At 52.5% G+C, this 25,900-nt stretch carries 22 protein-coding genes; 13 read left to right on the top strand and 9 right to left on the bottom strand.

Annotated features, from left to right (window positions below; genetic code table 11):
- Positions 1-104: 104 nt before the first annotated feature.
- A complete protein-coding gene (gene apbC / locus OI69_RS03370; RefSeq protein ID WP_039346112.1) occupies positions 105-1,214 on the bottom strand; it encodes an iron-sulfur cluster carrier protein ApbC in 1,110 nt (369 codons plus the stop codon).
- Between the two features lie 223 nt (positions 1,215-1,437).
- Here apbC and metG point away from each other — a divergent pair, with 223 nt between their 5' ends.
- The 6 genes from metG to OI69_RS03400 all read left to right on the top strand — a co-directional run bounded on the left by metG (position 1,438) and on the right by OI69_RS03400 (position 11,075).
- Positions 1,438-3,468, top strand: a complete 2,031-nt coding sequence (gene metG, locus OI69_RS03375) for a methionine--tRNA ligase (RefSeq protein WP_039346113.1) — start codon at positions 1,438-1,440, stop codon at positions 3,466-3,468.
- Positions 3,469-3,860: 392 nt separating this feature from the next.
- On the top strand, positions 3,861-6,908 hold the full coding sequence (gene fdnG, locus OI69_RS03380; protein WP_072034254.1) for a formate dehydrogenase-N subunit alpha: 3,048 nt from the start codon (positions 3,861-3,863) through the stop codon (positions 6,906-6,908).
- Positions 6,909-6,920: 12 nt separating this feature from the next.
- Positions 6,921-7,829: a formate dehydrogenase subunit beta gene (fdxH, locus tag OI69_RS03385; protein ID WP_039346114.1), complete on the top strand. Its 909-nt coding sequence runs from the start codon at positions 6,921-6,923 to the stop codon at positions 7,827-7,829.
- Complete coding sequence (fdnI, locus tag OI69_RS03390) at positions 7,822-8,457, top strand: formate dehydrogenase-N subunit gamma (RefSeq protein WP_039346115.1); 636 nt, start codon at positions 7,822-7,824, stop codon at positions 8,455-8,457. Before fdxH ends, fdnI begins: the two co-directional genes overlap by 8 nt.
- A gap of 276 nt (positions 8,458-8,733) precedes the next feature.
- On the top strand, positions 8,734-9,810 hold the full coding sequence (locus tag OI69_RS03395; RefSeq protein WP_039346118.1) for a sugar ABC transporter substrate-binding protein: 1,077 nt from the start codon (positions 8,734-8,736) through the stop codon (positions 9,808-9,810).
- Between the two features lie 14 nt (positions 9,811-9,824).
- On the top strand, positions 9,825-11,075 hold the full coding sequence (locus OI69_RS03400) for an LVIVD repeat-containing protein (RefSeq protein WP_039346119.1): 1,251 nt from the start codon (positions 9,825-9,827) through the stop codon (positions 11,073-11,075).
- A gap of 92 nt (positions 11,076-11,167) precedes the next feature.
- Here the strand turns inward: OI69_RS03400 and pgl are convergent, their stop codons facing one another.
- Complete coding sequence (pgl, locus tag OI69_RS03405) at positions 11,168-12,166, bottom strand: 6-phosphogluconolactonase (RefSeq protein ID WP_039346121.1); 999 nt, start codon at positions 12,164-12,166, stop codon at positions 11,168-11,170.
- Positions 12,167-12,396: 230 nt separating this feature from the next.
- On the opposite strand from pgl, the gene OI69_RS03410 reads away from it, so the two are divergent.
- The 7 genes from OI69_RS03410 to OI69_RS03440 all read left to right on the top strand — a co-directional run bounded on the left by OI69_RS03410 (position 12,397) and on the right by OI69_RS03440 (position 18,353).
- A complete protein-coding gene (locus tag OI69_RS03410) occupies positions 12,397-12,759 on the top strand; it encodes a DUF4186 domain-containing protein (RefSeq protein WP_039346125.1) in 363 nt (120 codons plus the stop codon).
- 595 nt (positions 12,760-13,354) lie between these two features.
- The gene (locus OI69_RS03415) at positions 13,355-13,687 is read left to right on the top strand and encodes a DUF1971 domain-containing protein (RefSeq protein ID WP_039346129.1); all 333 of its coding nucleotides are present in this window, start codon (positions 13,355-13,357) and stop codon (positions 13,685-13,687) included.
- A 10-nt stretch (positions 13,688-13,697) separates the two neighbouring features.
- Positions 13,698-14,036, top strand: coding sequence for a DUF1869 domain-containing protein (locus tag OI69_RS03420; RefSeq protein WP_039346132.1), 339 nt, complete (start codon positions 13,698-13,700; stop codon positions 14,034-14,036).
- A 347-nt stretch (positions 14,037-14,383) separates the two neighbouring features.
- The gene (locus tag OI69_RS03425) at positions 14,384-14,692 is read left to right on the top strand and encodes a PRD domain-containing protein (protein ID WP_235319654.1); all 309 of its coding nucleotides are present in this window, start codon (positions 14,384-14,386) and stop codon (positions 14,690-14,692) included.
- A 237-nt stretch (positions 14,693-14,929) separates the two neighbouring features.
- Positions 14,930-15,976, top strand: coding sequence for a Fe(3+) ABC transporter substrate-binding protein (locus tag OI69_RS03430; protein ID WP_039346133.1), 1,047 nt, complete (start codon positions 14,930-14,932; stop codon positions 15,974-15,976).
- A complete protein-coding gene (locus OI69_RS03435) occupies positions 15,960-17,657 on the top strand; it encodes an ABC transporter permease (protein WP_039346134.1) in 1,698 nt (565 codons plus the stop codon). Before OI69_RS03430 ends, OI69_RS03435 begins: the two co-directional genes overlap by 17 nt.
- Positions 17,658-17,678: 21 nt before the next feature.
- The gene (locus OI69_RS03440; RefSeq protein ID WP_039346135.1) at positions 17,679-18,353 is read left to right on the top strand and encodes an ABC transporter ATP-binding protein; all 675 of its coding nucleotides are present in this window, start codon (positions 17,679-17,681) and stop codon (positions 18,351-18,353) included.
- A gap of 100 nt (positions 18,354-18,453) precedes the next feature.
- On the opposite strand, the gene OI69_RS03445 is transcribed toward OI69_RS03440, so the two are convergent.
- The 7 genes from OI69_RS03445 to OI69_RS03475 all read right to left on the bottom strand — a co-directional run bounded on the left by OI69_RS03445 (position 18,454) and on the right by OI69_RS03475 (position 25,888).
- Positions 18,454-18,978 (bottom strand): hypothetical protein, encoded by a 525-nt coding sequence (locus tag OI69_RS03445; protein WP_039346137.1) that lies wholly within the window; start codon positions 18,976-18,978, stop codon positions 18,454-18,456.
- Positions 18,979-19,004: 26 nt separating this feature from the next.
- Positions 19,005-19,712 (bottom strand): zeta toxin family protein, encoded by a 708-nt coding sequence (locus OI69_RS03450; RefSeq protein WP_052198294.1) that lies wholly within the window; start codon positions 19,710-19,712, stop codon positions 19,005-19,007.
- Positions 19,713-19,898: 186 nt separating this feature from the next.
- Positions 19,899-20,723, bottom strand: a complete 825-nt coding sequence (iolB, locus tag OI69_RS03455) for a 5-deoxy-glucuronate isomerase (RefSeq protein WP_039346139.1) — start codon at positions 20,721-20,723, stop codon at positions 19,899-19,901.
- 89 nt (positions 20,724-20,812) lie between these two features.
- Positions 20,813-21,703: a myo-inosose-2 dehydratase gene (iolE, locus tag OI69_RS03460; protein ID WP_039346141.1), complete on the bottom strand. Its 891-nt coding sequence runs from the start codon at positions 21,701-21,703 to the stop codon at positions 20,813-20,815.
- Between the two features lie 33 nt (positions 21,704-21,736).
- Positions 21,737-23,641, bottom strand: a complete 1,905-nt coding sequence (locus OI69_RS03465; protein WP_039346143.1) for a bifunctional 5-dehydro-2-deoxygluconokinase/5-dehydro-2-deoxyphosphogluconate aldolase — start codon at positions 23,639-23,641, stop codon at positions 21,737-21,739.
- A gap of 41 nt (positions 23,642-23,682) precedes the next feature.
- Complete coding sequence (locus OI69_RS03470) at positions 23,683-24,816, bottom strand: Gfo/Idh/MocA family protein (protein ID WP_039346146.1); 1,134 nt, start codon at positions 24,814-24,816, stop codon at positions 23,683-23,685.
- 40 nt (positions 24,817-24,856) lie between these two features.
- Complete coding sequence (locus tag OI69_RS03475; protein ID WP_039346148.1) at positions 24,857-25,888, bottom strand: ABC transporter permease; 1,032 nt, start codon at positions 25,886-25,888, stop codon at positions 24,857-24,859.
- Between the last annotated feature and the right edge of the window lie 12 nt (positions 25,889-25,900).

A 25,900-nucleotide genomic window follows, 5' to 3' on the forward strand; every position in this document is an offset into this window, starting at 1 on the left:
CCATGTCAGGCCTTTTATACCCGCCATACTTCACGTTGCATGTGCGTTGTTCAAAACGCTAACGTGTTGTCCTGAAATTCAAATTATTTAGCGTATATAGCAGGTTACAACGCGCGGAAAGATATTTCGCCGGGAATGACATCGCCCTGCCAATAGAGCTGAGCGGCAACCTGCCCCGCCAGTTCGCGATACAGAGAGGTGAATTCGCTGTCCGGCTGGCTGACGACCGTCGGTTCGCCACGGTCGAGATCTTCACGCAGAGAGATATGCAGCGGAAGCTGACCTAACAAGGAACAGTGGTATTTTTCCGCCAGCTTCTGCGCGCCGCCCGTACCGAAGATCGGCTCCAGATGCCCACAGTTACTACAGATATGCACACTCATGTTCTCAACGATGCCCAGTACTGGCACGCTGACTTTTTCAAACATCGCGATGCCTTTCATGGCATCCATCAGCGCGATATCCTGCGGCGTCGTCACAACGACCGCCCCCGTGACAGGAATATTCTGTGCCAGCGTCAGTTGGATATCCCCCGTACCCGGTGGCATATCCAATACCAGATAATCCAGATCCGGCCAGAGGGTATCCTGTAGCAACTGCAATAACGCTTTGCTGGCCATCGGCCCGCGCCATACCATGGCGTTATCGTCCGTTACCAGATAGCCAATCGAGTTGGTTGCCAGACCATGAGCGATAATCGGCGCCATATGTTGACCGTCCGGCGACGTTGGACGTTCACTGGCCGCCCCCAACATAGTCGGAATAGAAGGACCGTAAATATCGGCATCCAGAATCCCCACATTCGCGCCTTCCGCCGCCAGCGCCAGCGCCATGTTGACCGCCGTGCTGGATTTGCCGACCCCGCCTTTGCCGGAACTGACGGCAATAATATTTTTCACGCCCTTCACACCGGCCTGATCGTTAACCCGACGCAGCGTAGCAATGTCGTGCGTTAAACGCCATTCAACCGCGTTTGCGCCGGATAAACGTAATAGCTCATCGCTAACCGTTTCTTTTAATACTGCTAAACCACTCAGCCAGACAAACGGCATCGTCAGTTCGATATGCAACACGTTGTCCAGCAGCGCACAATGGCGCAGCGCATTCAGTGTTGTCAGGTTATTTTTCAGTGTCGGGTGCTGAAAAGTAGATAAAACCCCGGTGACCATCGCACGCAATGCTTCAGGACGTTGTTCGGGGACTGTAGCGTTCATTCCGGCTCCTTGAAATTCTCATATTTGACCGTTTAGACCGTATATAGCATACCAGAGCCATCTCCACCTGACGCCCTTCGTCATCAAAAACGTGGAAACGCTACGCAAAATAAAACCTGCGATATAGGTTCCGGTGGTTTTTACTCACACCAGCGGTTTACGCAGCAAGGCGCTATCGGTTAACATCGAACCCCCTCTATTCACAAAAGAAAGCAAGTTCCTCATGACTCAAGTCGCAAAGAAAATCCTGGTAACGTGCGCGCTGCCTTACGCTAATGGTTCGATTCACCTCGGTCATATGCTTGAACACGTTCAGGCCGATATTTGGGTGCGTTACCAGCGAATGCGCGGCAACCAGGTTCACTTCATCTGTGCAGACGATGCCCACGGCACGCCAATCATGCTAAAAGCACAACAGATGGGGATTGCGCCAGAGCAGATGATTGCAGCGATGAGTCAGGAGCATCAGCAGGACTTTGCCGGTTTTAATATCAGCTATGACAACTACCACTCTACGCACAGCGACGAGAACCGCGAGCTGTCAGGTCTGATCTATCGCCGCCTGAAAGAGAACGGTTTTATTAAAAACCGCACGATTTCTCAGTTGTACGATCCAGAGAAAGGCATGTTCCTGCCGGATCGTTTCGTCAAAGGCACCTGCCCGAAATGTAAGGCGGCCGATCAATACGGTGATAACTGCGAAGTCTGCGGCGCGACCTACAGCCCAACGGAGCTGATCGAGCCGAAATCAGCGGTTTCTGGTGCGACGCCAGAGATGCGTGAATCGGAACACTTCTTCTTCGATCTGCCTGCTTTCAGCGAGATGCTGCAAGCCTGGACACGTTCTGGTGCATTGCAGGAGCAAGTCGCTAACAAGATGCAGGAGTGGTTCGATTCTGGTCTACAACAGTGGGATATTACCCGCGACGCACCGTATTTCGGCTTTGAAATCCCCGATGCGCCGGGCAAATATTTTTACGTCTGGCTGGATGCGCCCATCGGTTACATGGGGTCGTTCAAGAACCTGTGCGACAAACGTGGCGATCTGAATTTTGATGATTTCTGGAAGAAGGACTCAAACGCGGATTTGTATCACTTCATTGGTAAAGACATCGTTTATTTCCACAGCCTGTTCTGGCCAGCCATGTTGGAAGGCAGCGGTTTCCGTAAGCCGACAAACTTGTTCGTACACGGGTACGTCACGGTTAACGGCGCTAAGATGTCTAAATCTCGCGGCACTTTTATTAAAGCGGGCACATACCTGCAACATCTGGATGCTGATTGCCTGCGTTATTACTACGCGGCAAAATTGTCTTCTCGTATTGATGACATTGACCTCAATCTGGAAGATTTCGTCCAGCGCGTCAATGCTGACATCGTGAACAAAGTCGTGAACCTCGCGTCGCGCAATGCGGGTTTCATCAACAAACGCTTTGACGGCAAACTGGCCGACAAGCTGGCCGATGCCGAACTGTATCAAACCTTCACCGCCGCTGCCGCCAGTATTGCGGAAGCCTATAGCAGCCGTGAATCCGGGCGTGCCATTCGTGAGATCATGGCACTGGCGGATATCGCCAACCGCTATGTCGATGAACAAGCACCGTGGGTGGTCGCGAAAGCAGAAGGTCGGGATGCCGAATTACAGGCGATTTGCTCGATGGGTATCAACCTGTTCCGCGTGTTGATGACATACCTGAAGCCGGTACTGCCTGCGCTGGCGCAGCGTACAGAAGCGTTTTTGAACACGGAACTGAGCTGGGATGCGATCGTCACTCCGCTGCTTAACCATCAGGTTAATCCATTCAAAGCGCTGTTCAACCGTATCGATTTGGATAAAGTCAACGCAATGGTTGATGCCTCTAAAGAAGACATGGCGACAGCACAAAAAGTTGTATCCGGCCCGTTGGCAGACACCCCCGTGCAGGACACCATTAGCTTTGATGATTTTGCCAAAGTCGATATGCGTATTGCGCTGATTAAGCAGGCTGAACGGGTTGACGGTTCTGACAAGCTACTACGTCTGACGTTGGATCTGGGCGGTGAAACTCGTCAGGTCTTCTCCGGCATTCGTGAAGCCTACCCCGATCCAGCCAAGCTGGAAGGCCGTTTAACCGTGATGGTTGCCAATCTGGCACCACGTAAAATGCGCTTCGGCATATCGGAAGGGATGGTGATGGCAGCAGGCCCCGGCGGGAAGGATATTTTCCTGCTAAGCCCAGACAGCGGCGCTCAGCCTGGTATGCAGGTCAAATAACCCACACATCAAGCCTAATGCTATTCACGTAGTGTGAATGTAGGGGGAAACACGGTGATGAGATTCCTCGCACCGTGTTTCCCCGGTATCTCGATCTTTAAACGATCGGCACTACACATCAAGCCGGATTTTTATCCGGTTTTTTTTGCAACTTTTGCAACAATTCCCTCACAACTATCCGTTTATCCTCTTCGACGGATGTGTCACTTCGCATGGCTCATAACCATAACAAAATCGTTATATATTATAATACATAACGAATAAAGAATATACCTCTTTGTAGGTGTAATGGAGGGTTAAATACTTAAATCTTGATTTTGCGCAAAGCCCACAATTTATGTGTTGTTAAATTGTTCGCAACAAAAATGACACATAATTACACAGGGAAACTAATGCAACTCAATAGAAGAGGTTTCTTTAAAGTTTGCGCGGGGGGGATGGCTGGAACCACTCTCGCGGTATTGGGCTTTACTCCCACGGAAGCAATGGCATCAGTACGTCAATATAAGCTGTTACGGGCAAAAGAGACACGTAACAACTGCACATACTGTTCGGTCGGTTGTGGTGTGCTCATGTATAGCCTGGGCGATGGTGCCAAGAATGCAAAACCTTCGGTTTTTCATATCGAAGGCGATGCGGATCACCCCGTCAGCCGCGGCTCCCTTTGCCCAAAAGGTGCGGGTCTGGTCGACTATATCCACAGCGAAAACCGCCTACTCTACCCTGAATACCGCGCACCGGGTTCAGATAAATGGCAACGAATCAGTTGGGACGACGCGATTGAACGTATCGCACGCCTGATGAAAGCGGATCGTGACGCCAACTTTCAGCGTACCAACGCCAAAGGCGAAACCGTCAACCGCTGGCTGACGACTGGCATGCTGTGCTCTTCTGCCGCCAGCAACGAAACCGGTCTCCTCGACCAGAAATTTGCCCGTTCACTCGGTATGGTCGCCATCGACTGTCAGGCACGTTTGTGTCATGGGCCAACTGTCGCTGCGCTGGCACCAACATTCGGCCGTGGTGCGATGACCAACAACTGGGTGGATATCAAAAACGCCAACGTCATTATCGTGATGGGCGGTAACCCGGCGGAAGCACACCCGGTCGGCTTCAAATGGGCCGTGGAAGCAAAAACACAAAACAATGCAAAACTGATTGTTGTCGATCCGCGTTTTAACCGCTCCGCTGCCGTTGCCGATCTCTATGCGCCGATTCGCGCAGGATCCGATGCCGCTTTCCTGCTCGGTATCGTTAACTATCTTATTACACACGATAAAATTCATCATGAGTATGTGGTGTCCTACACCAGTGCCAGCCTGATCGTGCGAGAAGATTTCAGCTTTGACGAAGGCCTATTCAGCGGCTATGACGAACAAAAACGTCAATATGATAAATCCAGTTGGCAATATGAGCTTGATGAATCCGGCTTCGCCAAACGCGACACCACTCTATCCCACCCACGCTGTGTCTGGAATCTGCTGAAAAAACACGTCTCTCGCTATACGCCAGACATGGTGACATCCCTGTGCGGTACGTCTCCCAAAGATTATGAAGAGATTTGCCGTACACTGGCCGAAACCAGCGTACCGAATAAAACCGCAACCTTCATGTACGCGCTGGGTTGGACGCACCACACTAACGGTGCACAGATCATCCGCTCAGCCGCTATGATACAACTGTTGCTTGGCAACATCGGTATGGCTGGTGGCGGTATCAACGCGCTGCGCGGCCACTCGAATATTCAGGGCTATACCGATCTGGGTCTGCTGTCGTTAAATCTGCCGGGATACATGCCATTGCCGTCAGAGAAACAGCCCGATCTGAAAACCTATCTGGGGCAAATCACACCGACGGCACTGCTGCCCGATCAGGTTAACTATTGGAAAAACACGCCGAAATTCTTTATCAGCATGATGAAGAGCTTCTACGGTGATCATGCTCAAGCGTCGAATAACTGGGGTTATGACTGGTTGCCGAAATGGGATCGCAGCTACGACGTCATGGTGCAAACCGAGTTGATGATAGAAGGCAAAATGAACGGCTACATCGTTCAGGGCTTTAACCCCGTTGCGGCGTTCTCCAACAAGAATAAAGCGACCGAAGCCCTCTCCAAACTCAAGTACATGGTCATCATCGATCCGCTGGTTACAGAGACGTCCACGTTCTGGCAAAACCACGGCGAATTCAACGACGTGGATACGAAGTCCATTCAGACTGAAGTCTTCCGTCTGCCTTCTTCCTGTTTTGCTGAAGAGAATGGGTCGATCGCCAACTCGGGCCGCTGGTTGCAATGGCACTGGGCAGCGGCTGAGCCACCAGGAGAAGCCCATCACGATGGTAAAATCCTCGGAACGCTACTGATGCGCCTACGCGAACTGTATAACGAAGAAGGCGGTGTTTATCCTGATCCGTTGATGAACATCAACTGGAATTATAAAAATCCGCGAGATCCACACCCAGAGGAAATCGCCCGCGAAGCCAATGGTATGGCGCTGGTCGATATTTACGACGACAGCGGCAAGCTGATCCTGAAAAAAGGCCAACAGCTCGCTGATTTCTCACAACTGCGTGATGATGGCACCACGTCCAGCTTCTGCTGGATCTATGCGGGTAGCTGGACAGAAGCTGGTAACCAGATGGATAGACGCGACAACGCGGATGCGGGTCTGGGCTGCACACCAAACTGGTCATGGTGCTGGCCGCAAAACCGCCGCATTCTCTACAATCGCGCCTCCGCCGACCTGCAAGGTAAACCGTGGGACAGCAAGCGTAAATTGCTGGAATGGAATGGTCAGAAATGGCAAGGCATTGATGTACCTGATTTCGCCGCCACCGTGCCGCCAGGCAAGGACACCGGGCCGTTCATTATGCTGCCGGAAGGTCTGGCACGTCTGTTCTCCGTCGATAAATTGGTCGACGGGCCGTTCCCTGAGCACTACGAACCGATCGAATCACCTATCGGCACGAATCCGCTGCACCCGTCAGTGGTTTCCAGCCCGGCAGCGCGCCTGTTTGATCGTGATGCCAAAACCATGGGCACGGCGAAGGACTTCCCTTACGTGGCGACAACGTATTCGATTACCGAATTGTTCCGTCACTGGACAAAACACGCACGTCTGAACGCGATTGTACAGCCCGAGCAGTTTATTGAGATCGGTGAAAATCTGGCGAAGAGCAAAGGCATTAAAGCGGGCGATGAAGTCAAAGTCTCCTGCCAGCGTGGCTACATCAAAGCCAAAGCGGTGGTCACCAAGCGTATCAAAACGCTGGAAATTGCCGGACGCAGCGTGGAAACCGTGGGTATCCCCTGCCACTGGGGCTTTGAGGGAACCACACGTAAAGGGTTCCTGGCTAATACACTCACCCCGAGCGTCGGCGACGCTAATTCACAAACGCCTGAGTACAAAGCGTTTCTGGTTAATGTAGAGAAGGTGTAAGGGTAGCCAACTATGTCAATGCAATCACAAGATATTATTAAACGTTCGGCCACCAACGGCTTTACACCGCCTCCGCATGTGCGTAATGACAAAAGCGAAGTGGCAAAACTGATCGATGTCACTACCTGTATCGGCTGCAAAGGTTGTCAGGTGGCCTGTTCAGAGTGGAACGACATCCGCGATGAAGTCGGTCATAACCTCGGGGTTTATGATAACCCGGCAGATCTGAGCGCCAAATCCTGGACGCTGATGCGTTTTTCTGAAGTGGAAGAGAACGATCGTCTGGAATGGTTGATCCGTAAAGATGGCTGTATGCACTGTAGCGATCCGGGCTGTCTAAAAGCCTGCCCTTCTGCGGGTGCCGTCATTCAGTATGCCAACGGGATCGTTGATTTTCAGTCCGAACACTGTATCGGCTGCGGCTATTGCATCGCCGGTTGCCCATTCAATATTCCACGCCTGAATAAAGAAGATAACCGCGTCTATAAATGTACGCTGTGCGTCGATAGGGTTAGCGTTGGGCAAGAACCGGCCTGTGTGAAAACGTGTCCGACTGGCGCCATTCGTTTCGGTACAAAAGAAGAGATGAAACATCTGGCGGAAGAACGCATCGCCGATCTGAAAAGCCGTGGTTACCAGCATGCAGGCCTGTACGATCCAGAGGGTGTGGGCGGCACCCATGTGATGTATGTTCTGCACCACGCAGACAGGCCATCGCTCTATCACAACCTGCCGGATAACCCGCAAATTTCCACACCAGTTAATCTGTGGAAAGGCATTCTGAAACCGCTGTCTGCGTTAGGGTTTGTCGCCACGTTCGCCGGGTTAATGTTCCACTACGTCGGTGTGGGTCCAAACACCGAGGAAATGGATCATGATCACGAGGGAGAAGACAAAGAAGGGGGAGACAAACATGAGTAAACCAAAAATGATTTTGCGCACCAAGTTTATCGATCGCATCTGTCACTGGATTGTGGTGATTAGCTTTTTCCTGGTTGCGCTCTCAGGTATTGCCCTGTTCTTCCCGACCCTGCAATGGCTGACGCAGACGTTTGGTACGCCGCAAATGGGGCGTATTCTGCACCCATTTTTTGGCGTGTTGATCGTCATTTGCCTGGTCCCGATGTTCTTCCGCTTTGTTAGCCATAACATCCCGAAGAAACGCGATCTGCCGTGGTTCCTCAATATTATTGAGGTATTAAAGGGTAATGAGCACGAAGTCGCTGAAGTGGGTAAATACAACCCCGGTCAGAAGATGATGTTCTGGAGCATCATGGGGCTGACGCTGGTGCTGCTGATCACCGGCATCATCATGTGGCGCCCTTATTTTGCCCATCTGTTTCCGATTGATATCGTGCGTTACGCCATTCTGCTTCATGCGGTGGCGGCTATCGTCCTTATCCATGCCATCCTGATCCATATGTACATGGCGTTCTGGGTCAAAGGGTCTATCAAGGGCATGATTGAAGGCAAAGTATCCAAACGCTGGGCGCGTAAACACCACCCGCGCTGGGCGCGTGAAATGGAAGAGAAAGAAGCAAAGAAATAACCCACTCGCTTTTCATCTCCCTTCTCAAATGCCCGCACTGCGGGCATTTATCACGTCATCCGCAGTCAGTGCTAATCGTTATAACTTAAACCCAAAAGTCATAACTTCCCCTCTTTCCCGCCAGTCACCCAGCGGATATGATGCAGTATCATTTTTAAATAGACATCCAGACATAAAGACAGCTATAAAGTAGTGACGCAGAAAACATAACAATACTGCCATCGACACAACGTTCGTCAACACAAGATCAATTTATAAAACGCCATGGAGCTGATAATGAAGAAATTTACACCTGCCCTGCTTGCCCTGAGTTTACTAACAGCGTTACCGGCACTGGCTGCTCAGGACGCCACCCTTGCGCCTATTCCGGCTGCAATCGCCAATCATAATGGCCCGGTGCGCATCGCCGTTATCCGCAATCTCGGCTCTGACGACAACACCACGCAGTTTGTTTCTGGTGTGCTTGAAGAAGGCAAAAAGTTGGGCTTCAAGGTCAGCACCTTCCTGAGCAACGGCGATGATGCGCGTTTTCAGGATTTCGTGAATCAGGCGATTAGCCAGAAATATGATGGCATCATCCTGTCACAGGGGCGCGATCCCTACTCTACCGATCTGATTAAACGCATTGTCGACAGCGGCATTGCGGTTTCCGTATTTGATACCGCCGTCAATGGCGAGATCCCTGGCGTGACCGTCACACAACAGGATGACGCTTCACTGACCAACGAATCACTCGGCCAACTGGTGAAAGATTTCAACGGTAAAGCCAACATCATCAAGCTGTGGGTGGCAGGCTTCCCGCCAATGGAACGCCGTCAGCTCGCCTATCAGCAGATCCTGAAAGCTAACCCCGGCATCAAAGAGCTGGAATCGATTGGTGCCGTCTCTTCTGACGTACAGGGTGATACAGCCAACAAAGTCGGTGCGGTGCTGGCGAAGTACCCGAAAGGCAAAATTGATGCCATCTGGGGATCGTGGGATGCCTTCAGCCAAGGGGCTTATAAGGCATTGAAAGAAAATGGTCGGACTGAAATCAAACTGTACAGCATCGACATCTCTAATCAGGATCTGCAACTGATGCGCGAAGCGAGCAGCCCGTGGAAAGTCAGCGTGGCGGTCGATCCGAAGCTAATCGGTAAAGTAAACCTACGTCTGGTTGCCAACAAGATTGCCGGTGAGCCGACGCCTGCCACTTATGAATTCCGCGCCGCTGCCATTCCACAGGCGCTGTTAGCCAGCCAGCCGGGTGCGGTCAACGTCGCCGGATTAGCAAAAATCATCCCAGGCTGGGGCCACACGGAGGATTTTATCGCACCGTGGTTTGCTACACTGGAAGCCAAACAAGCGAAATAATACGGAGATAACTCATGGCATCGACTCCTCTGCCCACTCCTGATTACAGCCGCAATATGCGGCTGATTGGACACAGCGATCAGGGTGGCAGACCCGACGGCGTGCAGGTGATGGTGCATCGTGGCTACGCTTACATCGGGCACATGGTTTCACAAGGTGTGTCGATTGTGGATGTGCGCGATGCCAAAAATCCCAGGCCAGCCGGGTTTATTGCTGCCCCACCTGGCACCTGGAACATCCATCTGCAAACCCATGACGATCTGCTGCTCGTCGTCAACGCCCGCGATTTGTTTGCCGATGCCAGCTTTGCCGAGGAAAAAGTTTATTACACTCGCTCCGTAGCCGATACGGTCAGTACCAAACAGCAAGGCAAGGGCTGGAGCGCCGGATTACGGATTTTCGATATCTCAACGCCGGATAAACCACGCGAAATCAGCTTTCTGCCGCTGGATGGTATCGGTATTCACCGCATCTGGTACGTAGGCGGGCGCTGGGCCTATGTCTCCGCGCTACTCGATGGCTACAGCGACTACATCTTTCTGACTATCGATCTAGCCGATCCGCAGCATCCAGCGGTGGCGGGCCGCTACTGGTTACCCGGCATGCATACCGCGGGTGGGGAAACCGCAAGCTGGCTTGAGGGCAAACGTTACGCCCTGCACCATGCCATCGTCAGCGGCGACACCGCCTATGGAAGTTGGCGCGATGGCGGCTTGACACTGCTGGACGTGAGCGATCGTACCCGTCCCCAACTCATCAGCCATCGCAACTGGAGCCCACCGTTTGGCGGTGGCACCCATACGGCGCTACCGTTGCCGGATCGCGATTTGCTGATCGTGTTGGATGAAGCGGTATTGGATAATCAGGAAGACGGTGAGAAATTGATTTGGGTGTTCGATATTCGTGAACCGAGTAACCCAGTGAGTATCGCCACGTTTCCACAGCCGAAAGAAGCGGATTATGTGCAGAAAGGCGCGCACTTCGGCCCCCATAACCTGCATGAAAACCGACCCGGCAGCTTCATCAGTTCATCGCTAATTTTCGCCACCTATCAAAATGCAGGCGTACGGGCCTACGACATCAGTAATCCGTATCAACCGAAAGAAACGGGCGCGCTGGTTCCTGCGGCACCCGCCAGAATGATCGATAAACGCCCTGGCAGACCGCAAATTATTCAGTCTTGCGATGTGTTTGTTGATGCCAACGGCATCATCTACAGCACCGATTACAACGCGGGTTTGTCGATTATTGAATACCGAGGCTAATGGCCTTCTCTTCTACCCTACCTGCATTCAACGTCTCACAACATTCAATGCAAAAAAGCCCTGCGAATCAATGCAGGGCAGTATTCGTTAGCTTAGTCCAGCGCCAGCACTGACACCCACATTGGCCCCTGACCGACGGCATAACGCGCCAGCGGTTGCAGATCGCCCGACAGTTGATCGATGTGGTACACCTCAATATGCTGAGATTTCTGCCCGGCTGAAATCAGGAACTCACCGGAGTGATCAATATTGAAGCCGCGTGGCTGGGTTTCGGTCGGCTGATGACCGCTCAGCGTTAATGTACTGCCATCTTCAGACACCTGGAAAATGCTCAACAGGCTGGCAGTACGATCGCTGATATACAGGAAACGGCCGTTCGGCGTAATGTGAATATCCGCTGCCCAGCGCGTGTCGCTGAAGCCCGCGGGCATGGCATCCAACGTTTGCACTTTCTGTACATCGCCGCTGGCTGTATTCAACAGGTACACATCGACCGAACTGTCCAGTTCATTCACGCAATAGGCAAAACGCTGATTGGGATGGAAGGCCATATGGCGCGGGCCAGCACCTGCTACCGTCGTCATTTCAGCCTGACGATGCACACTCAACTCGCCTTCTGTCCCCAGATCGTACAGACGGATACGGTCTTCTTTCAGGCAAGGTGCCCACACGACCGTATTGGTTGGATCGATATTAGTCGAGTGGCACCCTTCCAATCCATCCAGTTGCTGGATTGGCTCACCGACAATGCCATCAGCGCCAATTGGGCTAACGCTCACGCAAGCCCCGCTGTAAGAGGCGCTGAACAGAAAATGTCCGTCGTTATCGGTGGACAAATGCGTCGGGCTACCCGGTAACGATGCCACACCTGCTTCCGCTAATTTACCCTGCTCGTCAATACGATAGCTCAGAACCCTGAAGTCAGGACGCACGCCAACATACAGGTGGCGCTTGTTCGGTGCGATCACCATCGGCTGAACCTGCCCCGGAACGTCAACGGTTTGCAATAATGTCAGACTCCCCTGAGCGCCGAGTTGCCAAACATGAATCTGCTGGCTTTCCGGGCTGGCGACATAAACCACTTGCTGCATCGTATTCTCCTTATTTCACGCGAATGTGACGGCTCAGGAAAGCTCAAAAGCGATTCATTGAACGAATAACGAACTTGCTCAACCTGACGCACGGTATACCATAAATGACCAATCACTCTATTCTACAGAGCCAGCGCAAGGCTACTATTGATTTAAGCAACGGCTGATTTATACGGCAGCGCCCGCACTTATCTCGTCTTGCCTCGTTCATATTTTACGGATTTCAGGTTATGACCACGTTTGATTCGCTGTTTTCCCGACTGTCACGCTCCTCTTTCCGTCAGCGTTTTAAGTTGGGCACCCAAGAGCGTGACTATTGCCACAGCAAAGGTAAGGAGACGATCGCCTCTCACGCCACCGATTTTATCGCTCGCAGGCTAGCGCCAGCAGATCCGGTTAATGATGGCAAACAGACACCGATGCGCGGTCATCCCGTGTTTATTGCACAGCATGCGACAGCAACCTGCTGCCGGGGATGTCTGGAAAAATGGCACCATATCGCTCAACATCGTCCACTAAGCGCTGAAGAGCAACGTTATGTCGTTGAAGTCATTCTCTACTGGCTGGAAAATGCTTTAATTAGCAGACGCTGAAATATAGTTGTCATACTTCAAGTTGCCTGTGCATTGGCGTCATAAGAAAAACGTGAAAGGCATAATAAAATTAACTACGTTTTACTCAATGCCTATCGTGTAAGCATCGAAATACATGGGCGCTCACTGGCGTGAGGCCTCCCTGCACGAACCTCCCCCTTTGTCTTCCCTAATAACGGGATTAAGTAATCAGTATTAACGTTCTTACCCTCTTTTTCATATGAATAAATACCCACTATAGATAATTACATATTTCCCGTACTTATCCCTTTAATGCCTATTGAACAATAACCATAATTAAGTATTGATAACGGTATTTTATATACCCCCCGTTGCTAATAAGTAAATAATTAATAAATAACTTAATGTAATTATTCCTTAACGTGAGTTTTTTCATCAGTTAATCGGATAAAGAAAATAACCAGAATGCAAACATATCTCCTGACAAGAGACACCTTTTATAGAATATCGCGGTATTGTAAAAATTAATGAGCAAAAATAATTCACAAGCATTAAAAGAGGTATATGATATACACCATATCGTTTTTTTCCTTCTCAACCCGCAACGTGGCTGGGTAAAGCATGAGGTTTAAACATGGAACGAATCGTCATACCCGCAAATTATGTTCATACTCGCACCACACCGTTTTGGACAAAGGAAACGGCTCCAGCATCTATCTGGAAACGCCATTTAGATGCCGGGACACGGCAAGGCGTTTATCCGCGTTTGTGCGTAATGCAAGGGGTAATTCGTTATTATGGCTACGCCGATGAAACAAGCCCTGACCCCATCGATACGCTGACGATTGAAGCCGGACAATTTGGCGTATTTCCCCCAGAGAAATGGCACAGAATTGAAGCGTTATCTAACGATACATTATTCAACGTAGATTTTTATGTCGATCCAAAAATTCTGATTGAAGGTTGAGGTAAACACGATGACAAGTGAAAACAAAGGATATTCATTAACACTGCTGAACCGTGATAATAATGGAAAGGCAGAAAAAATTTATCTTAAGCCGATGGCTTTTTATGTTCCAGATTTCGCCGCTGGCGCAGTGGCAGAATTAATCAACGAACTATCTTTAACGGGCGATAATAACAACGGTTTTTTGTTGACGGTCACGAATAACAACAACGGCGTATCCGTTGACAAAAATTTCTCCTCGCTTGCAGAATTGAAAGACAAAACCACCTCCGCTGAAGCCGTGAAAGAACTGGTTAATATCGTACGTGGTTACGATGCAGATGAAGAAACCAACGTCTGCGGCTGGTAAAACTAAAAAATAGCGGAACGGCTCTACGCGGCTAGCCGAATCTGGATCTATTCGACAACGAAGAGTAAAATTAAGGGCAGAAGAGTTAAATTTTCTGCCCTTGTTTTTTACAGTATGTGAAAGATAATTACAGTAATCTATTCCGATAAATATAAATCCCTAGTGGTCTCACTCAATTCCATTTATCTCCGATTCTCTTAGTTGTTTATCTCACTTCTGATCATAAGGATAGGGTATCTGCGCGTTTCAACGTCACACTACCCGATGACGAAGCCATTAATATCGCGTTTCACCTTATTAATGCCGCTGGCAGCGCCGAACTTGCCGATGCCCACCAGCAGGTTCAGTTGGTTAATCGCCTGGCAGAGATTGTTCACTACAAGTTAAACAAGAATATTGACGTCAATGCCGTGGATTATCTGCGTTTTATCAACCACCTGCGGTATTTTGCTGAACGGGTCATTGCCCGTAAAATCGCACCGGGACACGCGGATAATTTCTATCAGGAACTGCTGACACACTATCCTGACGCGATGGCGATATCGTGGGCTATCCGGGATTATGTGCAGGAAAAATACCATGTGGCCTTGCCGAAAGAAGAGCTTACCTGGCTGACCATTCACATCAGCAGGCTGGCTACGAGCCAGACGCCGTAAGGTTTACCCCACTCAAAATATATAACCACCGCTGTTTTTTATCACCATACCGACAAATAAAGCAGCGATGTTCTCCTGATATCTCCGTATGTTGACCTTCATCACACCAGTGAACAATCCGCATAAATGAGATTGCAAACAAGAGTGATTATCATATATTGTTTTAATCACCTGCCTAAAATATCTCCTTAATTTTATTCGATTACGCACGACATTCACTCTGGAGAAGATAATAACATGTCAAAAACGCTGTCTATTCTGCGCAAAAAAGCGCGTCTGCTGACGCTGGCTTCATCGCTGATGGTGGCCTATGCACTGCCTGCCGCCGCACAGGATTCCCTGACGCTGTATACCACGCGTGAACCCGGCCTGATTCAGCCGTTGCTTGATGCTTTCACCAAAGAGACATCGGTTAACGTCAATACGGTGTTCATCAAAGATGGAATGCTGGAGCGTGTTAAAGCAGAAGGCCAGAACTCACCAGCAGACCTGCTGATGACCGTGGATGCCGGTAACCTCATCGACCTGGTAGAAGCCGGTGTCACCCAGCCGATTCAATCCCAAGCGTTGACCGAAGCCATTCCTGCTGCGCTACGCGACAAAGATAATCAGTGGTTTGGCCTGTCAATGCGCGCTCGCGTACTCTACGCAGAAAAAACCTTGCCGTTGGACAGCTTCCACTACGAAGATTTGGCCGATCCAAAATGGAAAGGCAAAGTATGCCTGCGTGCAGGTCAGCACCCCTATAATACCGCGATGATCGCCGCGATGATTGCGCACCACGGCGAAGCCAAAACCGAGGCCTGGCTGCGTGGCGTGAAAGACAATCTGGCTCGTAAAGCCACCGGTGGCGACCGTGATGTAGCCCGAGATATCCTCGGTGGCATTTGTGACGTAGGTCTGGCGAACTCCTACTACGTCGGGCACATGAAAAATGCGAAAGAAGGCACCGATGCACGTAAATGGGGCGACGCCATCAAGGTGGTCAAACCGACCTTTGAAAATGGCGGCACGCACGTCAATATCAGCGGTGCGGCGGTTGCACGTCATGCACCACATAAAGATCAGGCCGTGAAACTGATGGAATATCTGGTTTCGGCACCGGCTCAGCAGCTCTACGCGCAGGCGAACTATGAATACCCCGTTCGCAAGGGTGTTACCCTGGATTCCACCATTGACAGCACCATCGGTGAAGTGAATGTGGATAGCCTTCCGCTGACCGACATCGTTAAATTCCGTAAACAGGCGAGTCAATTGGTAGATAAAGTTGGATTCGATCAATAAGACCGGCTTGTCAACGCTGCGCGGCGCCCTCGGGCGACCGCGCCTCCTTTTTTCTCCACTTCGCATCGCTGCCGTTGTCATTGCGCTCGGCGTACTGACCCCGCTCATTACCCTACTGTGGTTAGCCGCTGGCGCAGGTGTCAGCCATTGGGATCATCTGATGCGCTATGTGCTGCCCGATGCCGCACTCAACACATTGATTCTATTGGTTGGCGTCGGCACGTTAGTGATAGTGATTGGCGCAGGCTGTGCCTGGCTGGTGACGGCGTTTGATTTTCCCGGCAGACAACTCGTTAGCTGGGCACTGCTGCTGCCACTGGCGATGCCCACATACATTGTCGCTTTTGCCTGGCTCGATCTGTTACATCCCATTGGGCCGATTCAGGAAGCCATTCGTAATCTGCTGGGTTACGACAGCCCACGTCAGTTCCGCCTGCCGGATTTACGTTCGATGACGGGCGCTATCCTGCTGCTCGGTTTGGTGCTCTACCCGTACGTGTATTTGACCATGCGCGCCATGTTTATCAGCCAGCCCGCCCACCTGCTGGAAGCCGCACGCACACTGGGCTTAAGCGCGACCGGCACCTTTCTGCACATTGCACTGCCGATGGCGCGCCCTGCGCTGGCTGTCGGCACCAGTCTGGCACTGTTGGAAACGCTCAATGACATTGGCGCATCCGAGTTTTTGGGGGTGAATACGCTAACCGTGACGGTCTACACCACCTGGGTTACGCGCTCGGATTTACCCGCAGCGGCACAAATTGCCTGCACCATGCTGACGGTAGTCATCCTGCTGCTAACGCTGGAATATTACGGTCGAAAAAATCAGCGCTACGGCACCAGCCGACAGATGCGCGGCATCCAACCCGCCCCGTTGAAAGGTGTACGCGCCTGGCTGGCGACCTGCGCGACCGTGCTGCCGATCCTGCTTGGTTTCATCGCTCCGGCCCTCTTTCTGGCATGGGAAAGTGCCAAACGTCTGGGCGATAGCGTGACGATATCCACCAGCCTGATACAGTCGTTACACAATTCGCTACTACTCGCCGTTGGCGTGACGTTAGTGGTGACTGTCGTTAGCCTGATTATTGCGTGGTATGCCCGTCATTCTGCTATTACCGACCGATCGCCAGAACGCCGTCGTACCCTACTACGCGTCGCCTCGCTGGGTTATGCCGTTCCCGGTACGGTACTGGCCATTGGCCTACTGACGCCCGGTATGGCAACGGATAATTTTCTCGCCGGACTGTTCGGCTACAAGGGGCTTCCCCTGCTTTCCGTCGGTGTGCTGCTGGTGGTCTGCTGCGCCATTCGTTTTATGGCAATAGGGATTGGTGCGCTTGATGCCGGACTGACGCGTATTCCCCCCGTGATGGAACAGGCATCGCGTTTGCTGGGGGAAAGTGAATTCATCACGTTTTTGCGCGTGCATCTTCCGCTGCTGCGCCCGGCGCTGGTGACCAGCGCGCTGCTGGTCTTTGCCGACGCAATGAAGGAACTCCCTGCCACACTGCTGTTACGGCCAGTCAATTTTGAGACGCTGGCGACCGTTCTCTATGCCGAAGCGGCCAGAGGCACCTATGAAGAAGGCGCGATAGCCGCGCTGCTGATTGTCATTGCGGGCACGCTGCCCGTGGTGCTACTGGCACGCGGTCAGTTGAAAACATCGGTTGAACAAGAATGAAAATCATGAGGAAGAGTCAAGGTGTCTGAGGCTACACTCGTTGTGAATAATGTCCACGTCGCCTACGGGCGCAAACATCATTTTCATCACGTTCTAAACGGCTTTTCCATGCAGGTTACCGCCGGGAAACTTGCCTGCCTGCTGGGTGCATCAGGATGCGGAAAAACCACGGTGTTACGTGCTATTGCGGGGTTCGAACGCGTCACTCAGGGGACGATTCACGTCGGTGGACGCTGCGTCGCGGGGCCTGATGTCCATCTGCTACCGGAGCAGCGTAACGTCGGCATGGTGTTTCAGGACTACGCGCTGTTTCCCCACCTGACCGCCGCACAGAACATTGCCTTCGGCCTGAGAAAACAGCCGAAGGATCTTCAGCAATCGCGCGTTCGCACCATGCTTGAACTGATCGATCTCACCGGCTTGGCACAGCGTTACCCACATGAAATGTCCGGTGGACAACAGCAGCGTATCGCACTCGCACGCGCACTGGCACCACAACCCGCCGTACTGCTGCTCGACGAACCGCTATCCAGCCTCGATCCCGACAGCCGCAAACGACTGGGACAAGATGTGCGCGATATCCTGCGTGATGCCGGACAAACCGCACTTATGGTCACGCACAGCGAACAGGAAGCCGAGCTGATGGCCAGCCACATGGGTTATTTGCAAGAAGGTAAGCTGCAATGGCGAGAGTGAAACTAAAAATAGATAAGGGGTTGACTCTGTCACTGTGGGATCGGGTAAGCCGTATGTCATTTTTCCCCAATAAATCAGCTTCACGGTAGAAGCCGATTTATTACTTGTCTTTGATGCTCGCACCCGAAGATGTTTTATGCCGCCGACGCTTTCGTAAGGTATCACTGTACTTTTTTTCAGCGTCATCAGTAATGCCCACACCTTTTGCTTTCAACATAGCCATGACCTTCTCTGGCAAAGGCATCGTTACAGGATAACCCTGTTGATGCAGGTTATCCCACGCTAATGACGTATCATCCAGTACGCCAGGCAGAGGGACGATTTTCCAATCAGGTTTCTTAAAGCCCAGCAATGCCGTGTCATCAGGCAGAGAACCCAACGTCGCCCTGCACATTTGAATTTGTTCTAGCAATAAGAGCGTTTCTGCCCGTCTTTTTCTCAGTGTTTCTGTTGATATAGCAAATTTATCCGCATCAGAGGCGAGTAAGGCGGGAAGCATATCATCCATCGAACGCTCAAATGCTGACATATCTGCATTCGCCACCTCAGGTGAAATGTCTTCGCCATAAAGATCGGCAAGAGAAAATGTTGCCTCTTCTCGTAAGGTTTCGGATTTTGATGACATAGCAACTCCTTAAATCTGAACATTTATCATACAGAGATGATGTCAAGATGAGCAAGTTTTGTATAGGGACAAGAGTGTGAACTCAAAAATTCAGCTTCCGTTCTAATGTTTCTGATACGCGTAACGTTAAATTTATTCGGTTGCGTAAAGTCTTTTTCACGGTAATACACCGTCACTTGCACCTTCCCCATGAATCGTTCATCTTTCAATACTTTTTTGATCGTCGAGCGGCACTTCATGAAGTTATGCTTGAGTACATTCAACGGAACCGTACGCTTTCTCTGTCTGGCATACGTCCAGGCAAGCGCAGGATCTAAATAAACATAATCTATAGCCGTTAAATACCCGCGATCTAAAGCCAGAGAGAGATTGAACTCAGCGTGTTTAAAGCTCGCAAAATTTGAGTCCATGATGATGTCTAAACCATCAGCGGTGGCTTGCTTATAAATATACTCAACAAGATTCGATGCCGCACGTTGGAAGAGTGGCGCATTAGTTTCTTCGTAATACGGTAATAGCCGGCGGCATTCATCGGCATCAATCACCAGAATATTAGAAAAATCTTTGAGTCTTTGTTTGATTAACTCAGATTTGCCTGCACCAGGAGAACCAGCGGTAAAGAAGACGGCTGGGGTAGTCGAACGCCGCAATCCCGCAGTCATAGCACGGTAAACAATATCTTTTATCGCGTCAGCAACGGCCTCCGCTAATGCCGATATTTTGGCGTCATCCATGAATCACCCTAATGTCGTTTTTATGATGTAACGCCAAGTATTATAACTATTACCGTAATGAAAACAGGAGGCTTACATAAAAAACATCTCCGACAAACGTAAAACTGGCATAGGCCTCGCAAAACAGAAAGGCGCTATGCCAGATGCTTGCACTATCACCTCACGGCAATACGATGATGTCTGTCCCTATCTGTGCTTATCCGCATAGTCGGGGCTGTTGATCCACTGGTGATCGGCTTCCCAGGTGAAACGCCATTGGCGCGTGGGGCCGGCCATCACATTCAGATAGTAGCTGTCATAGCCTGCAATGGTGGCAACCGGATGGTAGCCGCGCGGCACCTGCACCACGTCCCTGTCGTAGACCGCCATGCACTCATCTAATGAACGGTCATCGGTATAGACACGTTGCAAACAGAACCCCTGCTCTGGGTTCAGGCGATGGTAATAGGTTTCTTCCAGATAGGTTTCCTGCGGTGGGCTGTCGACATCATGCTTGTGGCTAGGGTAAGAACTAGTGCAGCCTTCATCGGTGTAGACTTCAACCACCAACAGGCTATCCGCCGCTTTGTCTTCCGGCAAAATATTATGCACGTAGCGCTGGTTATTGCCGACGCCACGCTGTTCGGCGTCGATATCCTGCGGGGCGATAAGTCGGGTCGGATGTGTGCCAATCCCCGGCGCAGAGCAAACCGCAATCTCCAGCGCGGTGTGCGCCGTTACCGTCACCGCCTCTCCAGAGGTGACATAGACCGCATAGGGCTTTCGGCGCTCAAACGGGCTCATTCTGTCGCCAATCTGTTCGAAGCGCTCGCCCGGTGTGACCACCGTCGCTTTACCGCTGACCAGTACCAGACAGCGTTCATTATCGCTGGCGGGCAGCGATAACCTCTGATCCGGTGCCAGTTGATACACATCAAACCCCACATAGCGCCAGCCCGCCGTTTCCGGCGTGATGTGCTGCGTCCGACCATATTCGTCAGGAGCACGATGGCGTGATAAAAGTCGGGACATCTTTTGGCCTCCTTATCTCCCCGCGTGGCTCACGCTACCTGCACGTTGAGCGGTCAGCAGCGCAAATACGCGGGGTATGCCAGCACAAATCAGATCAATTCCGCCTGTTGTGCGAAACATTGCAGATTATTGTAGCCCAGTGTCGCGTACGTCAGCGGGTGCGCGACGGCCGGATCCTGTTCCGCTTCAACCACCAGCCAGCCACTGTAGTTATTCGCTTTCAGCAGGTTGAACACCGCCGGATAATCCACACAGCCATCGCCCGGTACGGTAAAGACGCCGCTCAGTACCGCGTCCAGAAAGCTGGTCTTACGGTTTTTCACGTCTTTCAGCACATCGGGGCGAATATCTTTGCAGTGAACATGATTGATACGGTTAATCCAGCGCGTCGCCACTGCCACTGGATCGGCACCCGCAAATGTCAGGTGTCCGGTATCCAGCAGCAGGCCGACTTCCGGCCCGGTATGTTCCATCAGATTATCCACGTCCTGCGCGCTTTCAATCACCGTCCCCATATGATGATGGTAGGCAATCTGTACCCCCTGACTTTGCGTGTAACGCGCAAATTCGGTCAATTTTTTGCCGTATTCCGGCCAGCGTTCTTCGGGGAAACGCGGGCGCAGATGAACGGGTTTCTGCTGGTCGCCGTGAATAGCGCCCGTCACCTCCGCAAACACCAGCACCGTCGCGCCGAGATCGCGCAACAGCGCCAGATGCCCCTGTACGGCCTCAATCTCTTCTTCGACTGAACGGGTAAGCAGTTCGCCGGAATACCAGCCGGAGACCAAACGCAGATCGTGAGCTTGCAGGATCGGCCCCAGCACACTGGCCTGACGCGGAAATTTATTGCCCAATTCGAAACCCGCGAAACCGGCCTGCCGACCTTCGCTCAGGCAGGTTTCCAGCGGCGTATCCGCGCCCAGTGAAGGCAGATCGTCATTTGTCCAGGTGAGTGGGTTAATACCAAGTTGAACAGTCATGTTATTTCCCTTATTAACACAGATAGATACGGGTTAACCGCGCTGCCGCCATACGGCGATCAGTTGCAGATAGTTATGTTTAACTTGCTCAATCAATTCGGCGTCATCGATCTCATTGCGTAGCCACTTTTGCGCTGGCTGGGCAAACAAGGTACGACCGACGGCAAAGCCTTTCACAATCGGGAAACCCACGGCGGCGCTAAAACCCTGTTGCAACGTTTCCAGCGGCGCATCCAGCCCCAGAATGACCACGCCCCGACAGTAGGGATCGCGCTGCGCCAGCAGTGGCGTTAGCTGCGCCCAACCTTCGGCTGACAGCGGCGGCAGTTTCCACCAATCAGGTCGCACGCCAAGATTGTAGAAGCGCTGAATGGCGCGCAGATAAAGTGCATCGCTGTGCGGCATCCCCGCGGGCAGAATGACTTCGAGCAACAATTCATGGCCGGACTGGCGACAGGCCTGATAGACCTCCATCACCTTCATTTCCTGCTCGCGTCGCAGCACGTGGGCGTCTTCGGGATGGAAGAACACCAGACATTTCACGATGTGCTCCAGCGGCCAGCTCACCAACTGTGATCCGATATTGCCGCGCTCCATGATTAACGGGCGCGACCCCGGCAACTCAATCGGCCGCCCGATCCACCAGCCTTTTCCGGTGATGTCATTCAGTGCATCCTGCCCGAACGTGCCGTCACACAGCAGACCGGCTTTGCCCTCCAGCCCCGCCTGCTGCGCGGCATCATAGCTGGCACGCAAAATCAGTTTCTTTAGTGCCGGAATACGGCTGATTTCCGTGCCGCAGTTCAACGCCATGTCTTCCAGTTGACTGCGATGATCGAACGCGATCACACACAGCTCATGCCACGCTTTACGGCGCGTCGTCACACGGTGCAAATGATTAAGCTCGTCGTCCAAATCGGGACGCGGCACACTCGCCGCCCGTGCTAAATAATTATCCAGCTCGATCTTACTGGGCATGGCTGGCGCACAACCGTGGCGTGACACCACCAGCGCGCCACAGGCATTGGCGTAAGTGCAGGCTTTCTCCCAGCCTTCACCGTTGAGATAGCCGCGCAGCAGGCCGGACATAAACGCATCGCCTGCCCCCAGCACATTCAGAACATCCACGCGAACGCCTTTAATCGTGATCCCTTTATCCAGATGGTCAGGGATCGCGTCGCTAAACACCGAACAGCCCAGCGCCCCACGTTTGCACACCAGTTCCGCCTGCGTGTGCTGCCGCACCGTGCGCAGCGCCTGCAAGGTATCCGTGCTGCCACCCGCGATGTGAAATTCTTCCTCGGTGCCGACAATCACGTCGAACAGCGACAACACCTGCTGCAACTGCTCCGTAACCGCCTGCGCTTCAACAAAACGAGTTTCGCCATCACCCAATGACGTCAGCCCCCACAGCACCGGACGGTAATCAACATCCAGCACCGTTTTTACGCCGTTACGCCGCGCATATTGCAGCGCCGTCAGCACCGCTTCACGCGTGTTGGGGTGCGAGAGATGTGTGCCGGTAATCGCCAGACAGTGGGATGACGCAATGTAATCCTCGGTGAAATCGTCTGGTGAAATCGCCATATCGGCACAGTTATCGCGGTAGAAAATCAGCGGAAAGGTATCGCGATCTTTGATACCTAACAGCACCAGCGCCGTCAGACGTTCCTTATCGGTAATCAAATGGCTGGTGTCGCAGCCAACCTGATTCAGCTCTTCACGCAGGAAGCGCCCCATATGCTCGTCGCCCACCCGCGCCAGCATGGAAGACCGTAACCCCTGTCGCGCGGTGCCGTAAGCTACGTTGCCGGACGATCCGCCCAGATACTTGGCAAAACTTCCCATATCTTCCAGACGTGCGCCGATTTGCTGCCCGTACAAATCGACAGCAACGCGCCCCATGCAAATCACATCAAACGTTTTTTCCTTACTCATAGCAGCCAATCCTGTAAAAAAGTCGCATAAAAAAGTCGTAATCAGCCCACTTCATCCACGTTCACCCAGCGCGCCGTTTCATGTGACAGCACGATCGCATCCAGAACCCGCGAGACTTTCCAGCCCTCTTCGAAGTCCGGCCACATCGGGACGTCAGCCGCAATACCGTCGATCAAATCGCGCACCTCCACCGTTTTTTGATCGTTAAATCCCATACCGTGTCCGGCGCTGGCGCAAAAGGCGGCGTAATCAGGATGCTGCGGTCCGGTCAGCAGCGTTTTAAATCCCTGTCGGTTCTCCGGTTCGTCATGCCGATAGAGCTTCAGTTCCGCCATGCGTTCCTGTGTAAAACTCAGCGTACCTTTTGTTCCCGTTACCACGTAGGTCAGCCCCATTTTGCGCCCGCAGGCGATACGTGACGTTTCAATCACGCCGCGCGCGCCGCTGGCAAACCGCACCATCGCGTGCGCCTGATCCTCATTTTCCACCGTGACCCACTCGTTGCTGCCAGTGGCTGCCGGACGCTGCGCAATCACCGTTTGCAAATCGCCGCAGACACTGGCGATATCGCCTACCAGATACTGCGCCATGTTGACGATGTGCGCCGCCAGATCGCCCAACGCGCCCAGCCCTGCCGTTTCGTTGAAACAGTGCCAATCGGCAGGTTTGTTGGGATCGGCCAGATAATCCTCGTTATGCGTACCGTAAAAATGCACCACCTCACCAATCTCGCCACAGGCGATAATCTCTTTGGCCAGTTGAGAGGTCGGGTTCTTCATATAGTTGAAACCCACCAGCGTTTTCACCCCCGCTTGCTGCGCCGCCTCAACCATTTCTCTGGCATCACGCGCATTCAGCGCCAGCGGTTTTTCCGAATAAACGTGCTTGCCGTGCTGGATGGCGGCCATCGCCATCGTCTTATGCAAAAAGTTCGGCGCACAGATATCCACCACGTCAATGTCGGGATCCGCCACCAGTTCACGCCAGTCTCCCGTTGAACGCAGGAAACCCAATTCCTGCGCCCGACGCGCCGCCAGTTCCGGCGTCACTTCCGCCAGCATCGCCTTCACCAGCTTGCCTTTCAGCGCAAAGACCGTGGGTGCTTGCGCGTAGGCAATGGCATGTGTGCGACCGATATAGCCAGTGCCAATTAACCCTATGCGTACATCCTTCATATCCACCTCGGTGCGAAAAAAGAGTCGGTGCGGGTGCGGCTCAGATAGCGCCGCGACGGCTCTTGGCATAGGTGTCGAACGCCACGGCCAGCACGATAATCAAGCCAGTAATAATCTGCTGGTAGTAGGCCGATACGTTCATCAAGACCAGTCCGTTAATCAGGATCCCCATGATGATCGAGCCGATAATGGTGCCGCTGATTCGTCCGTAGCCGCCCATCAGCGAGGTGCCGCCGATGACGACCGAGGCGATGACGCGTAGCTCGAAGGTGATCCCCGCGACCGCTTCCGCGCTGCCAAGACGGGCACTGAGGATAAAACCCGCCAGCCCAGCCAGACAGCCAATGACGACGTAGACGCTGACCAGTACGCGCTGCACGTTCACCCCGGCCAGACGCGCGGCTTCCGTATTGCCGCCAATGGCGTAGACGAAGCGCCCCCAGCGGGTTTTATGCAGCGCCAGATAGCCCAGCACGGCGACCAGCGCGAAGATCCAGATCGGCACCGAAATACCGAGAATTTCCCCCCGTCCCCACCAGCGGTAGCCGGGGTCGAAACCGGCAATCGGCGCACCGTCATTCATCACCAGCGTTAACCCGCGCCAGATGGTCATCCCGCCCAGCGTGACGATGAACGGTGGCAGCCGCAGTTTGGTCACGCCTAAACCATGCAGGAAGCCAATGAACGTGCCCATTGCCAGACAAACGCCCAGCGCCACCAGCCAGCTCAGGCCAAACCAGGCATCAGGATCGACAGTGGTGAAGTTGTCGCCTTTAATCACCGAGGCGGCGGTGATGGCACACACCGCCAGAATGGAGCCGACGGAGAGATCGATGCCGGCGGTCAGGATGACGAACGTCATCCCGACGGCCATGATGCCGTAGATGGAAACTTCGGTCAGGATGTTAGTGATGTTGCGTTCGGACAGAAAATTGCTGTTTTGCGACTGAAAGAAAATCAGCAGCAAAATCATGAAAATAAATACGCCAAAGCGTTCGAAAAAGGCAATCGGATCAAACCGTCCACGCGTCGTGGACGGCGTAATAGTTTTAGAAAGCGGCTGCTGGGACATGCGTCACCTCCG

The organism is Pectobacterium fontis (assembly GCF_000803215.1).
GTDB classification, from domain to species: Bacteria; Pseudomonadota; Gammaproteobacteria; order Enterobacterales; family Enterobacteriaceae; genus Pectobacterium; species Pectobacterium fontis.

What these genes read in the sequence shown, in the direction of transcription:
- OI69_RS03465 (WP_039346143.1), bottom strand. Translation starts at nt 23,641, where the DNA reads ATGAGTAAGGAAAAAACGTTTGATGTGATTTGCATGGGGCGCGTTGCT.
- OI69_RS03470 (WP_039346146.1), bottom strand. Translation starts at nt 24,816, where the DNA reads ATGAAGGATGTACGCATAGGGTTAATTGGCACTGGCTATATCGGTCGC.
- iolE (WP_039346141.1), bottom strand. Translation starts at nt 21,703, where the DNA reads ATGACTGTTCAACTTGGTATTAACCCACTCACCTGGACAAATGACGAT.
- OI69_RS03400 (WP_039346119.1), top strand. Translation starts at nt 9,825, where the DNA reads ATGGCATCGACTCCTCTGCCCACTCCTGATTACAGCCGCAATATGCGG.
- OI69_RS03450 (WP_052198294.1), bottom strand. Translation starts at nt 19,712, where the DNA reads ATGGATGACGCCAAAATATCGGCATTAGCGGAGGCCGTTGCTGACGCG.
- OI69_RS03415 (WP_039346129.1), top strand. Translation starts at nt 13,355, where the DNA reads ATGGAACGAATCGTCATACCCGCAAATTATGTTCATACTCGCACCACA.
- OI69_RS03420 (WP_039346132.1), top strand. Translation starts at nt 13,698, where the DNA reads ATGACAAGTGAAAACAAAGGATATTCATTAACACTGCTGAACCGTGAT.
- OI69_RS03430 (WP_039346133.1), top strand. Translation starts at nt 14,930, where the DNA reads ATGTCAAAAACGCTGTCTATTCTGCGCAAAAAAGCGCGTCTGCTGACG.
- pgl (WP_039346121.1), bottom strand. Translation starts at nt 12,166, where the DNA reads ATGCAGCAAGTGGTTTATGTCGCCAGCCCGGAAAGCCAGCAGATTCAT.
- OI69_RS03475 (WP_039346148.1), bottom strand. Translation starts at nt 25,888, where the DNA reads ATGTCCCAGCAGCCGCTTTCTAAAACTATTACGCCGTCCACGACGCGT.
- fdnG (WP_072034254.1), top strand. Translation starts at nt 3,861, where the DNA reads ATGCAACTCAATAGAAGAGGTTTCTTTAAAGTTTGCGCGGGGGGGATG.
- fdnI (WP_039346115.1), top strand. Translation starts at nt 7,822, where the DNA reads ATGAGTAAACCAAAAATGATTTTGCGCACCAAGTTTATCGATCGCATC.
- apbC (WP_039346112.1), bottom strand. Translation starts at nt 1,214, where the DNA reads ATGAACGCTACAGTCCCCGAACAACGTCCTGAAGCATTGCGTGCGATG.
- fdxH (WP_039346114.1), top strand. Translation starts at nt 6,921, where the DNA reads ATGTCAATGCAATCACAAGATATTATTAAACGTTCGGCCACCAACGGC.
- OI69_RS03410 (WP_039346125.1), top strand. Translation starts at nt 12,397, where the DNA reads ATGACCACGTTTGATTCGCTGTTTTCCCGACTGTCACGCTCCTCTTTC.
- iolB (WP_039346139.1), bottom strand. Translation starts at nt 20,723, where the DNA reads ATGTCCCGACTTTTATCACGCCATCGTGCTCCTGACGAATATGGTCGG.
- OI69_RS03445 (WP_039346137.1), bottom strand. Translation starts at nt 18,978, where the DNA reads ATGTCATCAAAATCCGAAACCTTACGAGAAGAGGCAACATTTTCTCTT.
- metG (WP_039346113.1), top strand. Translation starts at nt 1,438, where the DNA reads ATGACTCAAGTCGCAAAGAAAATCCTGGTAACGTGCGCGCTGCCTTAC.
- OI69_RS03395 (WP_039346118.1), top strand. Translation starts at nt 8,734, where the DNA reads ATGAAGAAATTTACACCTGCCCTGCTTGCCCTGAGTTTACTAACAGCG.